The sequence below is a fragment of the Micromonospora sp. WMMD1274 genome, from assembly GCF_049179035.1.
GTDB classification, from domain to species: Bacteria; Actinomycetota; Actinomycetes; order Mycobacteriales; family Micromonosporaceae; genus Micromonospora; species Micromonospora tulbaghiae.
In genome coordinates, this window is record NZ_JBMHMG010000001.1 from 378,194 (window position 1) to 396,058 (window position 17,865).

The window sequence follows — 17,865 nt, forward strand, 5'->3', positions numbered from 1 at the left end:
TACGGTCGGCACACCGGCCCGTCGAACGCGACAAACCCGCGGTTCTCGACGTGGCAGCAGCGGGTGTGGCCGGCCGGAAAACAAGTGGCCGCAGCGCGACGCGGCGCCGCCCACCTCCCAGCGATCACCCGCTACCAAGATAAGCGTGCTCAGTACCGGCCTTACCTTTAACGACTCGGCTGACCGTTACGGACCCACGAACAGGCGTCTCGCAGGGGAACGCGGCACCTTCACAGGCGAGCCCTGGCGAAGCCCGTCCGTGAGGCGCTCGCCCGTGAGGCACGAGCTGCGCCGCGAGAACGGATCGATGTTCGCCCTAAGGGACGTCTCGTGACCTTGACGTCTGTCTGTTGAGGACGGTCGGGCAGGATGCCCGGGTGCAGGTGATCACGGCGGCCCGCCCGGAGTGGATCTTTCCGCTCACCGGGTTGCAGCCCGACCAGTTCCGCAAGCTGGTCCGGCTGGTCGCCGAGCGTGGCGGTGACGGCATCGCTGATGGCCGGCCGGGCCGACAGTGGGCCCCTGGACCTGCCGGATCGGGTGTTGCTGGTGGCGGCCTACTGGCGGACGAACCTGACGATGCGCCAGCTCGGCCCGCTGTTCGGGGTGTCGCACTCCGCCGCCCACCGGGTGATCGACACCCTCGCGCCGCTGCTGGCCCTGGCCCCGGTCCGCAAACGGCCGGTCGCGCAGATCGCGATCGTCGACGGCCCTCTGATCCCCACCCGGGATCACCGCCTGGCCGCCCGGAGCAAGAACTACCGGTACTCGACGAACCTGCAGGTCGCCATCGACGCCAGCACCCGCCTGGTTACCGCCGTCGGCGACCCGCAGCCCGGCAACCGCAACCACACCATCGTCTACCGCACCTCCGGCATCGACCAGAAGCTGCACGGGCGGCCAGTGATGGCCGACGGCGGCTACCGCGGCAACTCCGAGATGATCATGCCGTACCGCAAGCCTCCGACGGCAGCTCACTACCCGCCTGGAAGGAAGCCCTCAACGTCGAACACCGCACCGTCCGAGCAGGCGTAGAACACGCCCTGGCCAGGATGAAGTGCTTCAAGATCCTGCGCGACTACCGCCGCGCCACCCACACATTGACCGACACCGCTTCCGGCATCACCAACCTCCACAACATCATCCTCACCGGCTGACCACCGGTTCGGTACCAGGCAACGCCTTCACCCAGTTACGAGACGTCCCTTAGCCGCGGAATACCACTGCCTCGTTCTGTCTCGGTCAGAGACACATCGCCGCCCGCCATGCCTGATACTTTTCCACCACCGTGGCGACACGTTGCTCAATCTTGGTCGCCTGGCTTCTGCTCACCCTCAGGCTCCGGGCCATCTGTGAAGCCGCCAGAGCCAGCTCTGCATTATAATCAGTGATCGCGGTCGCGAGCTCGTTTGCTTGCTGGTCACTATGCCCCTTTACGGCATTTAGATACTTCTCGCCGTTTCGCGCAGCAAGTTTGATCGAACGGTCGTCGAACTTGCCGATGGATGGTGAAGCGGCAGGCAACTCTGACCCAGCCCAAGCACTATGGGCCATGCCGATGGTCTGACATTCGATCTCGATAGCCGCCGGTCGCGCAATAGGAGACGGGGGCGTTGGACCGGCGACCGCATCGCCTTTGGGGATGTTTTCCCCAGGCGCAATGAAGTGAAGGACTGTCGCAACAAGCATGAGAACGGCGGCAAGGGTGCAGAGGAATGGAAGTGATGCGCTGCGGATAGGAGTCGATCCAGGATCCGGGACAAGCTCAAGGAATTGATCCCGATCGAGTTTCCCGAGATCAGCCATGGGCCACTCCTAATTCTGCTGTACTGTTATTCGATCAGGCACCATACCGGATAGCTTCTCGTTTGCGCCATTGGACATCGCCATAGGCTGCTAGCACCCGCCACTGGCCAGCCAGAAGCCGGATATTGTCAGTACCCGTGAGCCATTTCGACAAGGACAGCGCCCCCCTTTGACGCGCATTTTCGTGAGCACCGGGACAGGGCATCGGGAGGCAAACGCGAGCTGCGGACTCGCGGAGACGCCCGCCTCGGCAGGTTCCTCGCCAATGGAAACCACGCGCAAGCCTACTGTCGGCGGCCCGAGCCAGCGTGCTGACTCGGGCCGCTTCGGCCTGTGTCTGGGCCGATATGATGATACGCGTTAACCGGGTCGCCAGGCGAATGTTATGAAGAAGTACTATGGAAGCTTTCCGCCGCACCCTCGGCGCCACAACGATCGACGCTGCTTGCCCCGCGGCTCGCACCTTGACTACATTTACAAACCTTGGTTGCGCCGAAGGCGAGCAGTGACGGCCCCATACGCCGAGTGAGTACCACCGAGGCCATGAGCGCGGATGCAATCGCAGGATGGCCCAGCTTAGCGTGGGGCCGAAACCAGGTTCACAGCTGGCGGGCGCGACCAGGACCGCCATTGATGGGTGGAGTGCTGACTTAACCATCCGCCATTACGCAAACTCCGGCAGCGATACCGGCAGCACGAGCGCAACCTGACAAGCCCCCTGCCATGGCTCAGTCCCTTCCTGCTCAAACCGCCCGGCTCGCCTGGATTATGCCCAGGAGCGCCTGGTGAAGTTGGCAGCTTTCCCGCTCACCCAGCCAGCCGAACAAGTGTTCGATTATCTCGCCAGCCGCTGCATTCGCGGCCGCGAGCCGCTGCCGCCCCGTTTCGGTGATAGTTACGTGAAACGAGCGCCGGTCATGAGGGTTTCGCGTTCGCTGCGCCAGCTGATCGTGTTCGAGCCGGTCGATGATGCGGACAAGCGTCGACTTGTCCACGCCCACGAGATCGGTGAGTTGACGTTGCGTTAGCCCGCCGTGCACCAAGAACTGCAGGATGCCGAAGTGGCGTACGTCCATCTCGACGGACTGCAAGGCGGATGCGAGGTGGCAGCGGGCCGCACGATGGGCCATCTGAAGCAGCAGTCCTGTAGCAACGTGTCCGGCTGGCAACGGAACAGTAGGCCATGACGGCCGGGCGCTGTCGAGCATCTCGCTAGCCTAGCCGATAAGGTAGTTTCATTTGAGATAGTCTGACTTCGTAGCGACGGTCCACTCAGCTGGAAGGGACTCCTATGCTTGAGATGCTCGCCCCCACCGTCGACGTGCCAGCGCCTGTACTTTGGGCCGCGGTATGCATCGCCTTGCTCGTCATCGAACATGTCTTCTCGCTGGCCACGCCGCCATATGGGCTGCATGCACCCTTCTTCTTCCACCTTGTCTCCTCAGGCTTGTACTCATGGCTCGGTGTACAGGTATGGAACGGAGCCGGCTGGGCATCGATCGTCTTGACGGTTCTGCTGGGAGTGCAAGGAGTGGGGCGGGTTTTCGTATGGCGCGCGGAGGACCGTGCGTATGCGGCGCTCGTCAAGACGATTCTGGCCGCCGGCCAGGCAGTCACCGCGGTGACCCTAGCCTTGCTGTGGATTCCAGAGTCAGCGCGTCAGTATTTGCTTGGGTAGATACGAGCACGCCACTGCAGAATGACCGATTAGGCCATCCATCGCACGCCGCAATCACCGACGGCCGTGCTGGTATGCGCAAAGGCTCGGCGATCATTTGGAGGGTCGTCGGAGGTCCGTCCTCTCCGGCGGCACCCTGCGATGGCCCAAGCGAAGCCTTTCGGCTTCACGGCGGGCTCGATGCCCGTGTGCAACCGCCGACGCGGTCAGGATCAACCAGGCCCTAGCTGGGACGTGTACCAGAAGTGCGGCTACGGCCGGGGTATGGACCAAAGTGGCCTTCTCGTTTGACGGCCGACGGCGAAGGGGCACCGTCGGCCGTCCCGTGCTGCGACAGGCCCGTCGCTGACATCAGCGCTTGGGTACGAGTAAGAAGACTGCCTATCGTCGATCCTTGTGGAGGGTCAGCAGACCCTGAGTTTGCACGACCGATACCGACAGCATCTTGTAGCCGACGTCGTCGAAGAGGACGGTAACGCGGTCTTTTTCGTAACCCAGAACCATACCGAACCCCCATTTTGGGTGCCGAACGGTGCTATGCAGTGGGTACGGCCCATCCTCCGGAAGGATCTCGGAGGTGCCTGCTTGACAGTTGTCGCAGTGTCCGCAGGGGTGATTCGCTTGCTCTCCGAAGTAGCCCAGGAGCGCCTGCATCCGGCATCCCTGGCCCTCGGCAAAGCGGCGCATCATGTCGGTGCGGGAGCGCTGGCCGGCCTGGCGACGGCTGTGCTCCGCCAGCGCCTCCCGCGCCGCCTGCTCCGGCAGCTGAGCACGGGGGGCAACGTGGAGCTGAGCTTTCGAGCCTGTCGCTACGGCGCCCACCTGCTCGAGCAGGCCGACGTAGCTCGCGACCTTGCGCTGGCTCAGGCCGACGCCCTTGGCGAGAGCCGTACGAGTGAGCGGGCCACGATGCAAGGCGACGGCAACTGCTCGCAGCTCTGCCAAATCAGGCGAGCCAGCATTGAAGAAGCGGTGCAGCGCCACATCTTCAGGCCGGTAGAGCAGCAACGCTCGGGCTGCCTCTCCATCGCGGCCGGCCCGTCCAATCTCCTGTAGGTAGCTGTCCGGCGAGTCGGGCAAGGCCATGTGGGCCACCCAGCGGATGTTCTGCTTATCAATGCCCATGCCGAACGCCGAGGTGGCCACCATGATTGGCACACGGTCAGCAAGGAAATCCTCGTGACGACGGTGGCGCACTCCAGCAGCCATCCCGCCGTGATACGCCTGAGCGGAATGACCCGCGCTGGATAGCCTTCGCGTGAGTTCCTCTGCGGCGCGGCGAGTCGGGGTGTAGATGATCCCGGGCGGATCCGCCTCTTTGAGCAGGGTAAGCAACCTCCGCCATCGGTATTCCTCACTGGGGCATTGGACAGCGGCGACGAAAAGGTTTGGACGGTCGAGTCCGGACAGCACGAGCCGCGGTCTACGCATACCGAGCAGCGTGGTGATGTTCTCGCGCACCGGGGGTGAGGCCGTTGCGGTCAGAGCCACCACAGGCGGGCTCCCGAGCCCGCGTATGAGATGTCCGAGAGCCAAGTAGTCCGGCCGGAAGTCGTGCCCCCAGGACGAGATGCAATGCGCCTCGTCAACCGCGACCAAGGCGGGTTTCAAGGCTCGAACCTGAGCAAGCCGGTCCGGTGAGGCGAGCTGTTCCGGCGTAATGAACAGGAACTTGGCCCTCCCCGCGCGCAGCTCCTCCAATGCCGCCACCTGCCTACTTGCGCTCTCCGCTGAGCTGATGCGAACTGCGCGCAACGCGGGGTCGCCCCTGTGGTTGAGATTGCTAATCTGATCTTGCTGCAGAGCCAGCAGCGGCGAAATCACCACCGTAGGACCCCGCAGGAGCGCGGCGGGCACCTGATAGATAGCGGACTTCCCGCCGCCGGTAGGGAGAACGACCAGCACGTCACCACCGGCCAGTAGCGTGCGCATTGCCTGCATCTGAGCGGGACGCAGCTCCTCCCAGCCGAAGTGCCTACGGGCGGCGCGCCGTAGCCGGAAGGAGCGAAAGAGAAGAATCATTGCCGGGCATACTAGCCAACCACCCATACGGGTCCTAATCGCCCCGCATGAGCAGTGGGAGATGGCCCTCAGCGAGCCGGGGCATTGACTTGGCCGCCCTGGCTGAGGCCGGCTCCGCGGCCTCCCTCTCGACCCGGCGGAAGCCGTGGGCTTACGCCTCGCCTGCTGCGGGCGCCACTCGCCCGCAATTTGCCGTCAGGCAGAGTCCTCGCCTGTCCTCAGCAGGCGCCATCTTAAGGCGATACGAATACGCGATAGCGCGAGGCTATCACCGAGATCGGTTCGCGAAGATCAACCGCCTGAGCTGCTGCTATAGCGCTAGCGAAGACGACCTACCGCTGAGTGGTCGCTCGGCGCCTGCCCGTGCTGATCCGAGCAGACTTTCGCGGGAGCCATGCGGACCGCTAGCATCTGATTGAATTTGGCTAGCCATATGAAAGGCTTCCACTCCGAAGCAGAGGCTCAGGCACAGCGAAAGATGGCACCACCCGGCTACGCCAGCGCGTCAACTGCGTTGGATTCCCATTCACAGTTAACGACTCGAGGCGAGGTAGCTCCGACGGTGACGCCACCCAATCAGAAGCTCACGCTGCGAGATCAGCTATTCCTGCTGGGGCACAACGACGACTCAGGGCGCTGCAGACTGCGGGCACCCGCCCTAGCCGTTGGGCTGGCCGGAGCATCGGCAATTCAGCTCTTTCTAGCGGGAAGACTGACAGTTGTTCAGCCGTCGACCGCGGAGGACGCGTCCCTGCTTCTCTACACCCGCTCCGGGGCTTCGATTGCCGACCCGATCTCCTGCCAGGCATTTGCCTCCATAGCAGGGGCCCAAACGCCGCCGCAGCTGAGCTCCTGGCTATGCGATTTTTCCCTAGGCCTCTATGCAAGAGCGCGGGGTCATTTAGCATCAATCGGGGTCCTGCGAGAATCTGTGAAGTCACACTGTGGCGGTGTCTTTCAAACTCGCCGATGGCTGGCTACACACCCTAGGTGGACCGTTGTGACAAGAGCCAGGTTGTGCTATCTAGCACAGGGAAGGGAACTTCCCGATAATTACACGGCCGCACTCGCGGGCTTGGTGGCGGCGCTCGGCCTTGTTACCCACCTCTACCTCGATGACGACGCAGCGTCTCTACCCAAACGCTTGACGTCGGTTGCCGACGGGCATCATCCTGAGGTTCGCGCTATCACGTCCGCGGTGCAGCGAAGCGCCTTCAACCTCGGTCAGTCGGCGCGACGGTTGGCAACGTCCGTGAAAGCCCGCAATCAACCCCGGCTGCCTACCCCTTCCAGATAGGCCAGTTCCAGCCAGCGCGGGAGGCGCTCTGCGTGTGGGGTGGGGGATTGCGCCTGCTCGGGGTCGAGGTAGAGGGCGTAGGCGGGCCAGTGCAGCCGCTCTCGTACGGCGATCATCTGCCGCATGGTGGCGTTGATGTCGGTGTTGAGGTTGTCCCAGGCGAGCACCATCGCTCGTGTAGTCACTGGTTTTTCGGAGTCGAGCAGGCCGATGTCGCCCCGTTCGCCGACGGTGCCTCCTTCAGTCTTCGGGCTCGGTGGGTGATCGTGCGCTGCGTCAGCCGGGGAGGCTAGGCAGGTTAGCGATCGAGACTCGTCTGGACTCCTTGCCCGATACCGGGCCATGTCGGACTAGCTGCTGGCTTTTCTTGGCGCAGCGTCCCAACGGCCTCGTCTCGAAGCGATGCACGTGTTCGCTGCCCCGCTACCGTCTTCCCGGCCAGGCATCTGGCCGCCATGCCGCGATCCTGCGTTCGACGGGCCGATGTGCGGGCCCGCACCGCCCAACCGCCGCAGTCGCGCCTCGTCGATCCGACGACGGGCCCGCCTTGTCTTTTAAGAACTTCTAACTTTGGGTGCGTTGGAGTTGGCGCCAGCAGATGAGGGCGCAGGCGAGGCTGAAGAAGGCTTGGTGGATGTCGTCGCGGATTTCCCAGCGGATGCGTAGGCGGCGGAACCAGTGCAGCCAGGCGATGGTGCGTTCCACGACCCAGCGGCGGGTGCCGAGGCCGGAACCGTAGGTGTGCCGCGTCGGGCGATGACGGGGGTGACGCCGCGGGCGCGGATCTGCCGGCGGTGGCTGTCGTAGTCGTAGCCCCGATCGGCGTAGAGCCGGTCGGGGCGCCGCCGTGGTGGGCCCGGCCGTCCGCCGATGGGCGGGATGGCGTCGAGCAGGGCGGTGGTCTGGGTGGAGTCGTGTCTGTTGCCGCCGGTCAGTGTGACCGCAAGGGGGATCCCGCCGGCGTCGGTGATGACGTGGTGTTGCGAGCCAGGCTTGCGGCGGTCGACCGGGCTCGGACCGGTTTTGGGCCGCCTTTGAGCGCCCTGATGTGGGAGCCGTCGATCACCGCCCTCGACAGGTCCAACTGGCCCGCGCCGCGCAGCCGGGCCAGCAGCAGCTCGTGCAGCCGCTGCCACACCCCCGCCTGGTTCCAATCGCGTAGCCGGCGCCAGCAGGTCATCCCGGAGCCGAACCCCAACTCCTGGGGCAGGTACTCCCACGGAATCGCCGTGTAAAGCACGAACAGAATCCCGCACAGCACCTTGCGGTCATCCAACGGTTTGCGCCCCGGATACCGGCTGCGACGAGGTGGGCGGGGTGGCAGCAGCGGCGCAATCTCGGCCCACAACTCATCCGAAACCATCCACGGCGGCTGCTCACCCCTCCTCACGTCCAGACGAAACGACCCTCACATCCAGTCGGTTACGCCCAACATCATTAAGTTAGGACCTCTAAGACCAAGGCATTTCCATCACCTGCTGCCACCGCTTACGCAACCCGTACACCACGATCCGCGACACCCGCAGTCTGGCTGGACGTCCGGCACCGAGACCCTCGCGGTAACAGCCTCGCTCTGCAGCCTCAAATCCTTCCCCATGCTGCAGTAGTCAAATGTCGAAGCAGCCCAACATCTGCACCTTCGTATCTGAGGCGGCGTGAGCCACAACTGCCGTGGCCGGTACGCCAAGGAGTGCGCCGTGTGTGCGATTCCAAGGACATGATTCCCTGCGGAGGCAGCAACAATACCCAGCCGTCGCTGTTCCTAGCTGAGATCTGACAACACCGCAAGTGCTCCCCGGATTTTGAAGGATCCGGTCGGCTGCCAGCCCTCCAGGTTGAGGAAGGAACACTCGGCCGCAGTAGTCATAATCAACAGAGTTGGCTGCAACCAGTGGCGAACCCTGCACGAGCACGCTTGAGGTCACCCAGATCAGGGACGCGCACTGCACGCGGCTCTTTTCCCATCGGGTGGCAATCCCTCCACTCCCGCTCCTCGATGAATAATCCAGAGAGGCCTCTTCGAATGCTCCCGTCTCCCGCTCAGCGGGGCATTAGCTACCACAATCATTGCAGGTCGGGTTCCTTAAGCGCGGTAGCGGAACCGCACCTGCCGATTATAGCTTAGGGCTATCCATGATAGCGATGTTTTCCTATCTTTCGGCGGGGATACTTACCTGGCCGAGTGGCGTGGGGGGCTACGTGCCACTCGGCGGCTGGCCGGCGGCGCATGCTCCGTCGGCCAGCCGCAGATCATCGAGGCTGCCGTGGGGTTTGATTCCCTGGCACTGCCTTTCATAACGGCACCGCTCATTGATGATGAGACGACAGCACTCCGACAGCCGATCCGGCGCTTGTCGTCCAGAGCAGCTCGACGCATCGTGATGTCGCCCGGCAGGCCCGCGGCTGCTCTTCACCGCTATAGAGCCTGTTTGTGAACCTCGGGGCCGACGGGTGGTATGGGTCGGCGTGCTGGCTGACCGCGTGGCGGCTGTCGATGGGTACGGGCTCTTGATAGGCAAACGGTTCCTACACCAACTGCCCTCAAGAGCCCGTGATGTCATTGAACCCTTCTCCGACTGTCGCGTCCATGCGGACCTCGGGCGCGTCTTGTGTCTGCGGTTGCCTGACCCGGCCGCGGCGCTACCCGTCAGATCTCACCGATGCGCAGTGGGCGGTCCTTGAGCCGTTGTTTGCCGGCGCCGTCGTGGCAACGCTCCACGGGCGGACGGCCGGAGCAGCACAGCCGTCGCCAGATCATCAACGCGTTGTTCTACTTGGTCGACAACGGCATCAAGTGGCGCGCCATGCCAGCGGACTTCCCGCCCTGGCGCACCGTCTACGGCTACTTCATCCGCTGGTCGGACAACCTCACCACCGTCGGGCTCACCCACCGACTACGCGCTTCGCTACGCGCCGCGCTGGGTCGTCGCGCTCAGCCCAGCGCCGGTTGTATCGACGCCCAGTCAGTCCACGAGTCAGCCGAAGGCGTCGTACCGCGCGCCACCAGCGGCTACGACAGCCACAAGCGCGTCAACGGTCGTAAACGCCACATACTAGTCGACACCGTTGGCCTACTCATCGACGTCGTAGCCACCACCGCCAGCACCGCTGACCAACGTGTCGCTCCCGCTCTACTACACACCGCCGCCGACCATGGCATCCGCTACGTCTGGGCCGACCAGGGCTACTACGTAGACAAGCTCATCGCCGCCGCACAACACGTCTGTGACATCACCCCGCAGATCGTGCTGCGCCCCACAAGCGGCACCGGCCGAGGCAAAGGATTCCACGTCCTACCGGCGCCGCTGGGTCGTCGAACGCACCTTCGCCTGGATCAGCCACGCCGCCGCTGCGCCCGCGACTACGAACGCCGACTCGACCACCACGAACCCATGGTCCACTGGGCCGCCATCATCCAGATGACCCGCCACCGAGCCCGACTCCCATAACACGACACCCACACAAGGTTCACAAGAGGCTCTATAGGCTTGAGCGTCTCGCCCTGTCCGAAGCACCACCCCACACAGCCGGCACGGGTAGACTATCCCGCGCGCTTTCCTTGCTTGCTGGAGAAAGATCATGCAGCCCGGGGCCCGCAAGTCAGCCCTCGAAGCAGAGTGCCGATCCCACTGGTCCACACACGACCTGGAGCAGATGTCTTGGACGCATACCGCGCCCATGGTCGCGGGGGCCAAGGCCAGCCACGGAATCGGGGTGCTGACCAACGCCAATGTGGTCCTCGAAGGCCTATGGCATACAGAGCGCAGGATGGCGCGCCCCTATCCGAGTACGAACCATGCCTGCTCAACCGTCCATGCCAGCTCGACAACCACTCCACCGGCTGTCGGAGTGATCATCGCTGCGGTCAGCCAATCTCGCTGCACGTGTAGGCGGTCGGTTGCGCTCCTCGCGGTGAGGTGGAAGCCCGCGTCGAGTGCTGCACCGAGCGCCTCGTCCACAGTGATTGGCCACGCGCCTACGTTGATCCTGTCTTTGGTGAATGGGCCTCGCGGCGGAGGCAAGGCGGGCGACATGCGACCCTCCTGACGACGATGGGCTGAGCGACGCATGATGCCGGTTCGCAAATCGTGTCGCGCCAGCGCAGCGGAGACGGGCAGCCCCTACGTTCCGGCGAACTGCACGGCCAATGATGCCTCCGGCCATTCTAGCCTTCGTCGGTTCGTCAGCCTGGCGCTGATGGGAAGCGGCTACAGAGATCAATCGTAGGAAGGGGGTGTGACCATCAGCAGCTGGAGACACCGTGCGATCTGACGCAGTCGGCGACGTCTCGGCGCCGGGCTACCCGGCTACGGTCCGCCCGCGGGCGCGCCCCCACGCCTGCCGCGTAGCCGCCACCTGGAATTGGCTTCAACTGATCGAGGCGCGCCTGGCGTCCACGGCCTGTCCAAACCCTTCCTTGCCTGCACAACGGCTGTTTGTCGGCCAGACACGCCACTGCCGCATGCACGATCCGACAGTTCGACGCTCGGGTGGGCGGCGATCTGTTCACTGCGGACGCCGCTATGCAGGTAGGCCTCGGCTCGTCACACCCTCAGCCGCCCTTATGAGCTAGCCCTCTAGACAGCAGTGATCGCGACACATGTGCTGGCGCACGCGAAGTAAGAGGGCATGGCATACCGCATGCTCCGAAAGTAGCAGCGTGAGGGGGGAGCACCGCCTTCCCAGCTGTCCGGCCGTCCCCGCTGACTCAGGGAGCACCCGCTGGGTGCGATCAGCACGACAGGAGGTGACGGAGACCCGCGCCGGAGTACAGATGTGAGCGTCATCCATCATGATCGACCAAACATGCGAGCGGACGGTGTCCGCTGCGCAAGGAGTCTCCGGCGGAGGCACCGCCGCCCTCACACGAGCGCCCCGCAAAGGGAGCAGGCCACCAGGAAGAGCAGCGGGGCGATCAGCACATGCGACCGACCACCCCGCCAAACCCGGGTGCGTTTCTCCACCACCACAGACCACGCCCGGAGCCCCTCACCAGAGCGAGGCGACCTATTTTCCCAGGCCCAGCCCTGTTTCGCTAATCCTTCCGACATGCCATCCGGCCATAGCCTGAGGTCGCAGGAGTCAACCGTCAAGCCGCATCGGCGCGGCTAGCATGGCGCTTGCTCCGGAGGAACGGTCGAAGCTATTGAGATACGGTCCGTCCGGGTCATAGCCAGATCCTATGGCGTGGCCAGATGGGAGGTTACGGTGGCGCGTCCTACCGTCCGAGAATGAACTTCCCTTTCCGCTTCCGGCGCCCCGGCCCGCTCCGCATCAGAGTCGGCAGTAAGGGCCGGGTGAACGCAGACGACTACGACGGCTCTTTTCCGGCCCCCGACGGGATTGCTGGTGGCCGCCACGTTCACAAGGGCATCTTCTTTCCGATCACGCTGGAGCAGTTCATCAGGCAGGCTCAGGCAGAGGGGTTCACTGTCAAGGTGTGCCGCGGCAGGTCTGCGACAGTCGAGCGGCGATGGATGGCCGGACATATCACGGTCGTGCCGGGTCGCGGGGTGGTGATGCGGCGGACTCTGTCGACCTGGCAGATCCTTTCGTTGGCCGGTGTGGTGCTGCTGCCGATTGTCTGCTGCCTTCCGGGCTACCTGTTCAGCGTGAGCTACTGACCCCTGACACACCGAAGCGGTCCAAGCCGTGCAAGGCTGCCCTCACCTACGATCGACGCCCATAGACGGATTCGCGACGCCTACCCGCCGGGCTGGCTGCTCGCGGATCGTACGAACACCGAGGAGCGCGACCGGATGAGCGTCGCTTGGTCCAGGATCGGTCACCAGGTGCGTACGGTGCGCCACCAGGCACGATGGCCGTTTGCCTTACCCTGCCGTCGGCTGATTACGGTGGTGACCGCGCTCGGGGTGGCGGTGGTCCTCGGTGGCTTCGGTGCCGCAGCTGGCACGTGGACGGCTTCGCGTACTACGGCCGGCCTACCGCACGACGCGGCACTCGCGGATCTGTCGCAGCAGGCCTCTGGCGGGTCCCCCCTCCCTCAGATCAGACGGCAGACTTCACCCTGGACCGAGCCGAGGATCTACGTGACAACCGCCACGGATGCCGGCTGGGACGCCGAGAAGGCCCGACAACGCTATGCGACCGAATGGCCGGTATCGGATCTTACGATCATCGACGAAGTCGACGTCGTGTGGTTTCCAGGTGATCCGACCAGTACTCGACTACCCAGCCGATACTCGCGGTTTACCGTGCACTCGCGCGGCCTGGTCGTCGTGGTGAGCGGGACGGCTGTCGACGGCGAGACGTTGGTGTACCTGGACGGTGGACGGCCAATACGTCCACTACACGTGCATTCGGACTCGCCGGTGCCGCACTCGGACTGACGATCGGTTGGTCGCTGACCGTAGCGACCACTCGCCAGATGCGATTCACCTGCCCCGCGCACCGTCTCACTGTGGCGGCGCTGACCGGCACGACCCTGCTCGTCTTCACGACCCCGGCCGCCGCCCTATACCTCAACCTCCTCCGTCTGCTTCGCCCACACACCGAGACCACCGGGCCGATACCTACCGTGCACACCGCCCTTCTGCACGGGCCGTACTGGGCCAACGCACCAGCCTGGCTCATCCCGACCCTGACTTTCGGGGGCGCGCTGCTTGCCGTCGTCACAGTGAGCCTCACCATCTGGCGACGGCCCTCCGCTCTGCCTCAGCTAAGAGTTCCTTAACTTCCTCCCTCCCATCGGCCAGTTGCGCGAGGCGAACGTGATGATCGCCGGGTGTTCCTCCCACTCCTCGCGAGAACCGTGATCCACCTCGGAACGGACCATAGCGTTCTGCGAGGTCCGCCGTATGCGACGCTGCCCTGGCCCCGCTCCGAGGCTTTCATCGAGCCTGGCCCCGGAGGTCCCACCGGTCCTCCCTGACTCGGTCGGCCAGATCGAGCTTTGTCCGGGTTGGGCGGCCTACCTCGGTGTACTTGCGCTTGACCCGCTCCAGGTACTCTCGTGCGGTCCCGTACGCGACGCCCGCCCGCCGCGCCGCGGCGGCCAGCGTGGCCCCCGACGCATACGCGGTAAGCACGGCCCGCTCCTGCGGCGACAACTTCGGCCGGTCGGTCCGGGCGTCCCGGCTGAGCACGAACGCGAGTTCCGGGCTGATCGCCGATCCACCGGCCGCCACCTCGCGGACCGCGTCGACCAGCACGTCGAGGGCGTGGTTCTTGGTCAGGTAGCCGGCGGCGCCGGCGCCGATTGTGGCAAGCACGTTGTCAGCATCGGGGACGGTCGAGACCACCAGCACCCTCGCGCCGCCCGCCCGAACGCGGGCCACGTTGTCGGCCGGGACCGTGTGATCGCGCAGGTTGAGGTCGAGCAGCACGACGTCCGGCGGGGTGCCTTCGTCGAGGGCGTCGAGGTACTCCTCGACTGTGGCAGCGGTGGACACCAGGAGGATGTCCTCCATTGGCGCGAGCCAGGTGCGCAGTCCGTCAAGCAACATGCGGTCGTCGTCGATCGCGGCCACGGTGATCAATCCCGCCTCCTTAGCTGCCGGTCGGCGTCGACGCGCCGGCCGGCCAGGTCATTTCCACGGTGGTGCCCAGTCCGGCGCCGCTGTCGACCCGCACCTCGCCGCCGACCTCACCGATCCGCTCACGCACTGATCGGGACAGTCCCAGCCTCGGGCGGACCCGGTCCGGGTCGAAGCCCCTTCCCCGGTCGGCAACCGTGACCCGCAACGATGCCGGGTCGCGCTCATCGTCATCGGCCGTGAGCCCCACCACCGTCACCCAGGCGGTGGAAGTTCCGCTGTGCCGGATCACGTTGTTGAGCGCCTCCCGGACTGCGCCAGCGATCGCGCGCACCACGTCCGGCGGAACGTCCTCGGGAACATCCGTGATGTGACGATGCACCGTCAGCCCGGTCGGCGCCAGTTCTCGGGCGAGCCCAGCGAGCTCCCCGACCAACCGCAGCCCGACGGTCGACCCGGCGGACGTGATGAGACCGCGCAGGTGCTCCGCGTCGGCAGCGAGCCGCTGCCGCACCGCCGGGTCTCCGGCGTCAACCGCTCCCCGGACTAGACCATCTATTATGGGTAGGACCGTGTCGTGCAACGTGCGGTGCTGTTGGGCTAACTCGGCGACGTGTGCGGTGTGCGCCGCAAGCCGCAGCCGGGCCTCGGTAAGCGCCGCCTCCGCGTCCGCCGCCCGTATCTCGGCGGCATCCGCCTGTACGGCCGCGGACCGCGCTCGCTGCTCCGCGTGGCGCAACGCCCGGACCACTAGGCCCGCAGCCACCGGCATGCCGACGAGGATCAGCAGGTTCGCTGCGGCGCCGGACAGCGCCACCAGGCCGAGCGATACAGTGCCGTGCACCCCAAGCAGGTACGCAATCGCCAGCGCGGTGTACCAGGCGGCGGCGCGTCGGGCCGAAAGCGCAAAGGCGACGGTCAATCCGGCGCCGATCGCGGCCGGCAGCGCCGGATGGCTGAACCCGGTACCCGCCCCGGGACGGGTAAGCAGGCCACCGGCCAGGAGTGCCATCACCGCCACCGCCGCGTCCAGTACCGCGACCGTAGGGGGCACCGCCCGCTGACGCCACACCGCGGCAAGCACCCCGACTACAGCCAGCGTCTGTGCCGCATACACGGTTGACGCGCCGAGCATTGAGTGCAACCCTGCCGTACCGCCGGTCAGGACCGCGACAGGCCAAGCGGCGACCTGGCAGAGCCGCACCGCGACGAGCAGCCCGACCAGGCCGACGGCAAGCGGCGGCTGCTCGGCCGCTGGCGGCGGCGCTCCGGACATGGATCGGACGGCGGATGCGGCGGCGGTGGCCGTGACGGTCATGGCACCAGCATGCCGAACCCGGTTCGGAACATGTCGGCAGGAGTGCTGACAACAGTTCGTCGGTCATGCGTTGACCTACGCGTGAGCGGCATGATTGGGCGGCTTCACCGACTCTCGTAATACCGGAAGGGACCCCGATGGAACAGGTTCAGACCAGACGGACGCCGCAGCAGCGGCTGGTGCCCGCGCTGGCCGGAATCGCGCTGCTGATCCCGGTGGCGGGCTGCGGAAACTCGACCGTGCCGGTGCGCGAACCGTCGAGCCCCGGCGTGACGGTCGCTACTAGCCCCGCGAACCCGCCAGCCGGGTCTGCGGCGGATCCGAGCCACGGCGAACGGGTGGAGGTAGATGGCCGGATCGTGCTCGGCGTTGCACCGGGGCTGGGCTTTCCCTCCGGCAGCAAGGTCGATACCGCTTTCGGCGCCCCGGGTGCCGCGACGGTCATCCTAACCGCGCCGCCGCCGGAGCAGGCGCTCTCTCACTACCGGAAGGCGGGCCCGACGTCGGGTTACCCCGTGCGCACCGACACGGGCGAGACGCTGCACCTCGTCGGGCGTGGATGGGTCGTGACGGTCATCGCCACCTCCCGAGACACCACCATCACGTTCGCCCACGACCAGCCAGCCGAGACCTCGGCCGCGCCACCACCAGAGGAGGGCACGGCGCTGACGGGCCGGGACCTGGGTGTGACGAATCTGCCGTTTAACTTCCGCTTCCCACCAGGCAGCCGGCTACGCGACCTGTCCGACAGCAAGACCGGTGCACGTTTCACCCTGGTCGCGCCGGCGCCTGAGCGGGTGCTCGCTTTCTACCGGGCCTACTTGCCCACGGGGTTCTTCGAGGTCACGGCAGACCGGACCGTCGGCGGCATCACCACGATCACCTTCGACAAGGACGACGGCGAGTGGACCGGCACCATCGAGGCGACCAGTGAACGAGTCACCGTCACCACCGCCCGTCATCGCTGAACGTTCTTCCGGCGCTCGGATGTGCAGGTTGTCAGCCTTCCCAGCGTGACGACAAACAGGGGCAATCACCAACCTGGTGGACGCAGCCTGTTAGCTGGCGCTCGATACGCCGGTGGACGGAGAGCTTGGTGCTGAACCCGATCGCCAATCTCGCCGTCATCACATCGGGATGGCGGCGGCAAATGATCGGATCACGTCGGCCATGGTGACCGCCCGGTCGGCCTCCGAAGACACACCCGCAATTGTCTCGGGGGCCGACCTGTCACCGGCCCCATACTGGCCGCCTGCACCACCGTTGAGGCAAAAGCCTTCACTGGCCGGCACCGGGTGGCCCAGCGAGATTCCGGGCCAGGTCAACTCCAGATCGAGCGCGTCCGCCCTCGCCAGGCAGGCGTAGCACCTAATGGCCGGGCTAAGGGACGTCTCGTTACTCGGTGGTCAGTCCATGGTGGATCATGTCGAGGTGCAGGTGATCTCGGCGGCTCGCCAGGAGTGGATCTTCCTGTTCACCGGGCTGCAGCCCGCCCAGTTCCGCAGGCTGGTCCGGCTGGTCGCCGAACGTGGCGGTGACGCAATCGCTGACGGTCGTCCTGGCCGGCAGTGGTCTCTCGACCTCGCCGACCGGGTGTTGTTGGTCGCGGCGTACTGGCGCACGACCTGACGATGCGCCAGATCGGCCCACTGTTCGGGGTGTCGCACTCCGCCGCCCACCGGGTCATCGACACCCTCGGCCCCCTGCTCGCTCTGGCACCGGGACGCCGACGTCGGGTCGACCAGATCACCATCGTCGACGGCACCCTCACCCCGACCCGGGACCACCGCCTGGCCGCCCCGAGCAAGAACTACCGCTACAGCACCAATCTGCAGGTCGCCATCGACGCCCACACCCGCCTCGTCGTCGCCCTCGGCGACCCGCAACCCGGCAACCGCAACGACACCATCGTCTACCGCACCAGCGGCATCCAGCAGAAACTCGACGGGCGGCCGGTCATGGCCGACGGCGCCTACCGCGCCAACCCCGACGTGATCATCCCGTACCGCAAACCCGCCGACGGCAACGAGCTACCCGCGTGGAAGGCGGACCTGAACAAGGAACACCGCACCGTCCGCACGCAGGTAGAACACACCCTCGCCCGCATGAAGACCTTCAAGATCCTGCGCGACTACCGCCACGCCGCCCACACATTGACCGACACCGCCTCCGGCATCGCCCACCTGCACAACATCATCCTCGCGGGGTGACACCAGCAGCGTTGCCGGGCAACGCCTTCACGGAGTTA

Annotated in this window: 11 protein-coding genes and 3 pseudogenes; 7 read left to right on the plus strand and 7 right to left on the minus strand. The window is 65.5% G+C overall.

Annotated features, from left to right (window positions below; all coding sequences use genetic code 11):
• Positions 1-377: 377 nt before the first annotated feature.
• A pseudogene (locus ACN27D_RS01380) lies at positions 378-1,157 on the plus strand (transposase family protein).
• Positions 1,158-1,242: 85 nt separating this feature from the next.
• Here ACN27D_RS01380 and ACN27D_RS01385 read toward each other — a convergent pair.
• Entirely contained in the window at positions 1,243-1,806 is a 564-nt protein-coding gene (locus tag ACN27D_RS01385; RefSeq protein ID WP_421498310.1) for a hypothetical protein, read from the minus strand.
• A 743-nt stretch (positions 1,807-2,549) separates the two neighbouring features.
• The gene (locus ACN27D_RS01390) at positions 2,550-3,014 is read right to left on the minus strand and encodes a MarR family winged helix-turn-helix transcriptional regulator (RefSeq protein ID WP_421498311.1); all 465 of its coding nucleotides are present in this window, start codon (positions 3,012-3,014) and stop codon (positions 2,550-2,552) included.
• An 83-nt stretch (positions 3,015-3,097) separates the two neighbouring features.
• Between ACN27D_RS01390 and ACN27D_RS01395 the strand changes: the two genes are divergently transcribed.
• Positions 3,098-3,484 carry a hypothetical protein gene (locus ACN27D_RS01395; protein WP_421498312.1) on the plus strand — a complete coding sequence of 129 codons (387 nt, stop codon included), beginning with the start codon at positions 3,098-3,100 and terminating at the stop codon, positions 3,482-3,484.
• Positions 3,485-3,865: 381 nt separating this feature from the next.
• Here the strand turns inward: ACN27D_RS01395 and ACN27D_RS01400 are convergent, their stop codons facing one another.
• Positions 3,866-5,506 (minus strand): RecQ family ATP-dependent DNA helicase, encoded by a 1,641-nt coding sequence (locus tag ACN27D_RS01400; RefSeq protein WP_421498313.1) that lies wholly within the window; start codon positions 5,504-5,506, stop codon positions 3,866-3,868.
• 478 nt (positions 5,507-5,984) lie between these two features.
• On the opposite strand from ACN27D_RS01400, the gene ACN27D_RS01405 reads away from it, so the two are divergent.
• Positions 5,985-6,803: a GOLPH3/VPS74 family protein gene (locus tag ACN27D_RS01405; protein ID WP_421501086.1), complete on the plus strand. Its 819-nt coding sequence runs from the start codon at positions 5,985-5,987 to the stop codon at positions 6,801-6,803.
• Here the strand turns inward: ACN27D_RS01405 and ACN27D_RS01410 are convergent.
• Entirely contained in the window at positions 6,773-6,988 is a 216-nt protein-coding gene (locus ACN27D_RS01410) for a hypothetical protein (RefSeq protein ID WP_421498314.1), read from the minus strand. The genes ACN27D_RS01405 and ACN27D_RS01410 overlap by 31 nt on opposite strands.
• 379 nt (positions 6,989-7,367) lie before the next feature.
• A pseudogene (locus ACN27D_RS01415) lies at positions 7,368-8,166 on the minus strand (IS5 family transposase).
• Positions 8,167-9,463: 1,297 nt separating this feature from the next.
• Here ACN27D_RS01415 and ACN27D_RS01420 point away from each other — a divergent pair.
• Positions 9,464-10,252: an IS5 family transposase gene (locus tag ACN27D_RS01420; protein WP_421498315.1), complete on the plus strand. Its 789-nt coding sequence runs from the start codon at positions 9,464-9,466 to the stop codon at positions 10,250-10,252.
• A 1,782-nt stretch (positions 10,253-12,034) separates the two neighbouring features.
• Positions 12,035-12,427, plus strand: coding sequence for a hypothetical protein (locus ACN27D_RS01425; protein WP_358177983.1), 393 nt, complete (start codon positions 12,035-12,037; stop codon positions 12,425-12,427).
• Between the two features lie 1,227 nt (positions 12,428-13,654).
• On the opposite strand, the gene ACN27D_RS01430 is transcribed toward ACN27D_RS01425, so the two are convergent.
• Positions 13,655-14,293: a response regulator gene (locus ACN27D_RS01430; protein WP_358177998.1), complete on the minus strand. Its 639-nt coding sequence runs from the start codon at positions 14,291-14,293 to the stop codon at positions 13,655-13,657.
• Between the two features lie 19 nt (positions 14,294-14,312).
• Complete coding sequence (locus ACN27D_RS01435; protein ID WP_421498316.1) at positions 14,313-15,617, minus strand: sensor histidine kinase; 1,305 nt, start codon at positions 15,615-15,617, stop codon at positions 14,313-14,315.
• Positions 15,618-15,754: 137 nt separating this feature from the next.
• Between ACN27D_RS01435 and ACN27D_RS01440 the strand changes: the two genes are divergently transcribed.
• Positions 15,755-16,585 carry a hypothetical protein gene (locus tag ACN27D_RS01440; protein ID WP_421498317.1) on the plus strand — a complete coding sequence of 277 codons (831 nt, stop codon included), beginning with the start codon at positions 15,755-15,757 and terminating at the stop codon, positions 16,583-16,585.
• 463 nt (positions 16,586-17,048) lie between these two features.
• Positions 17,049-17,827 (plus strand): annotated as a pseudogene (locus ACN27D_RS01445) (transposase family protein).
• Positions 17,828-17,865: the final 38 nt, after the last annotated feature.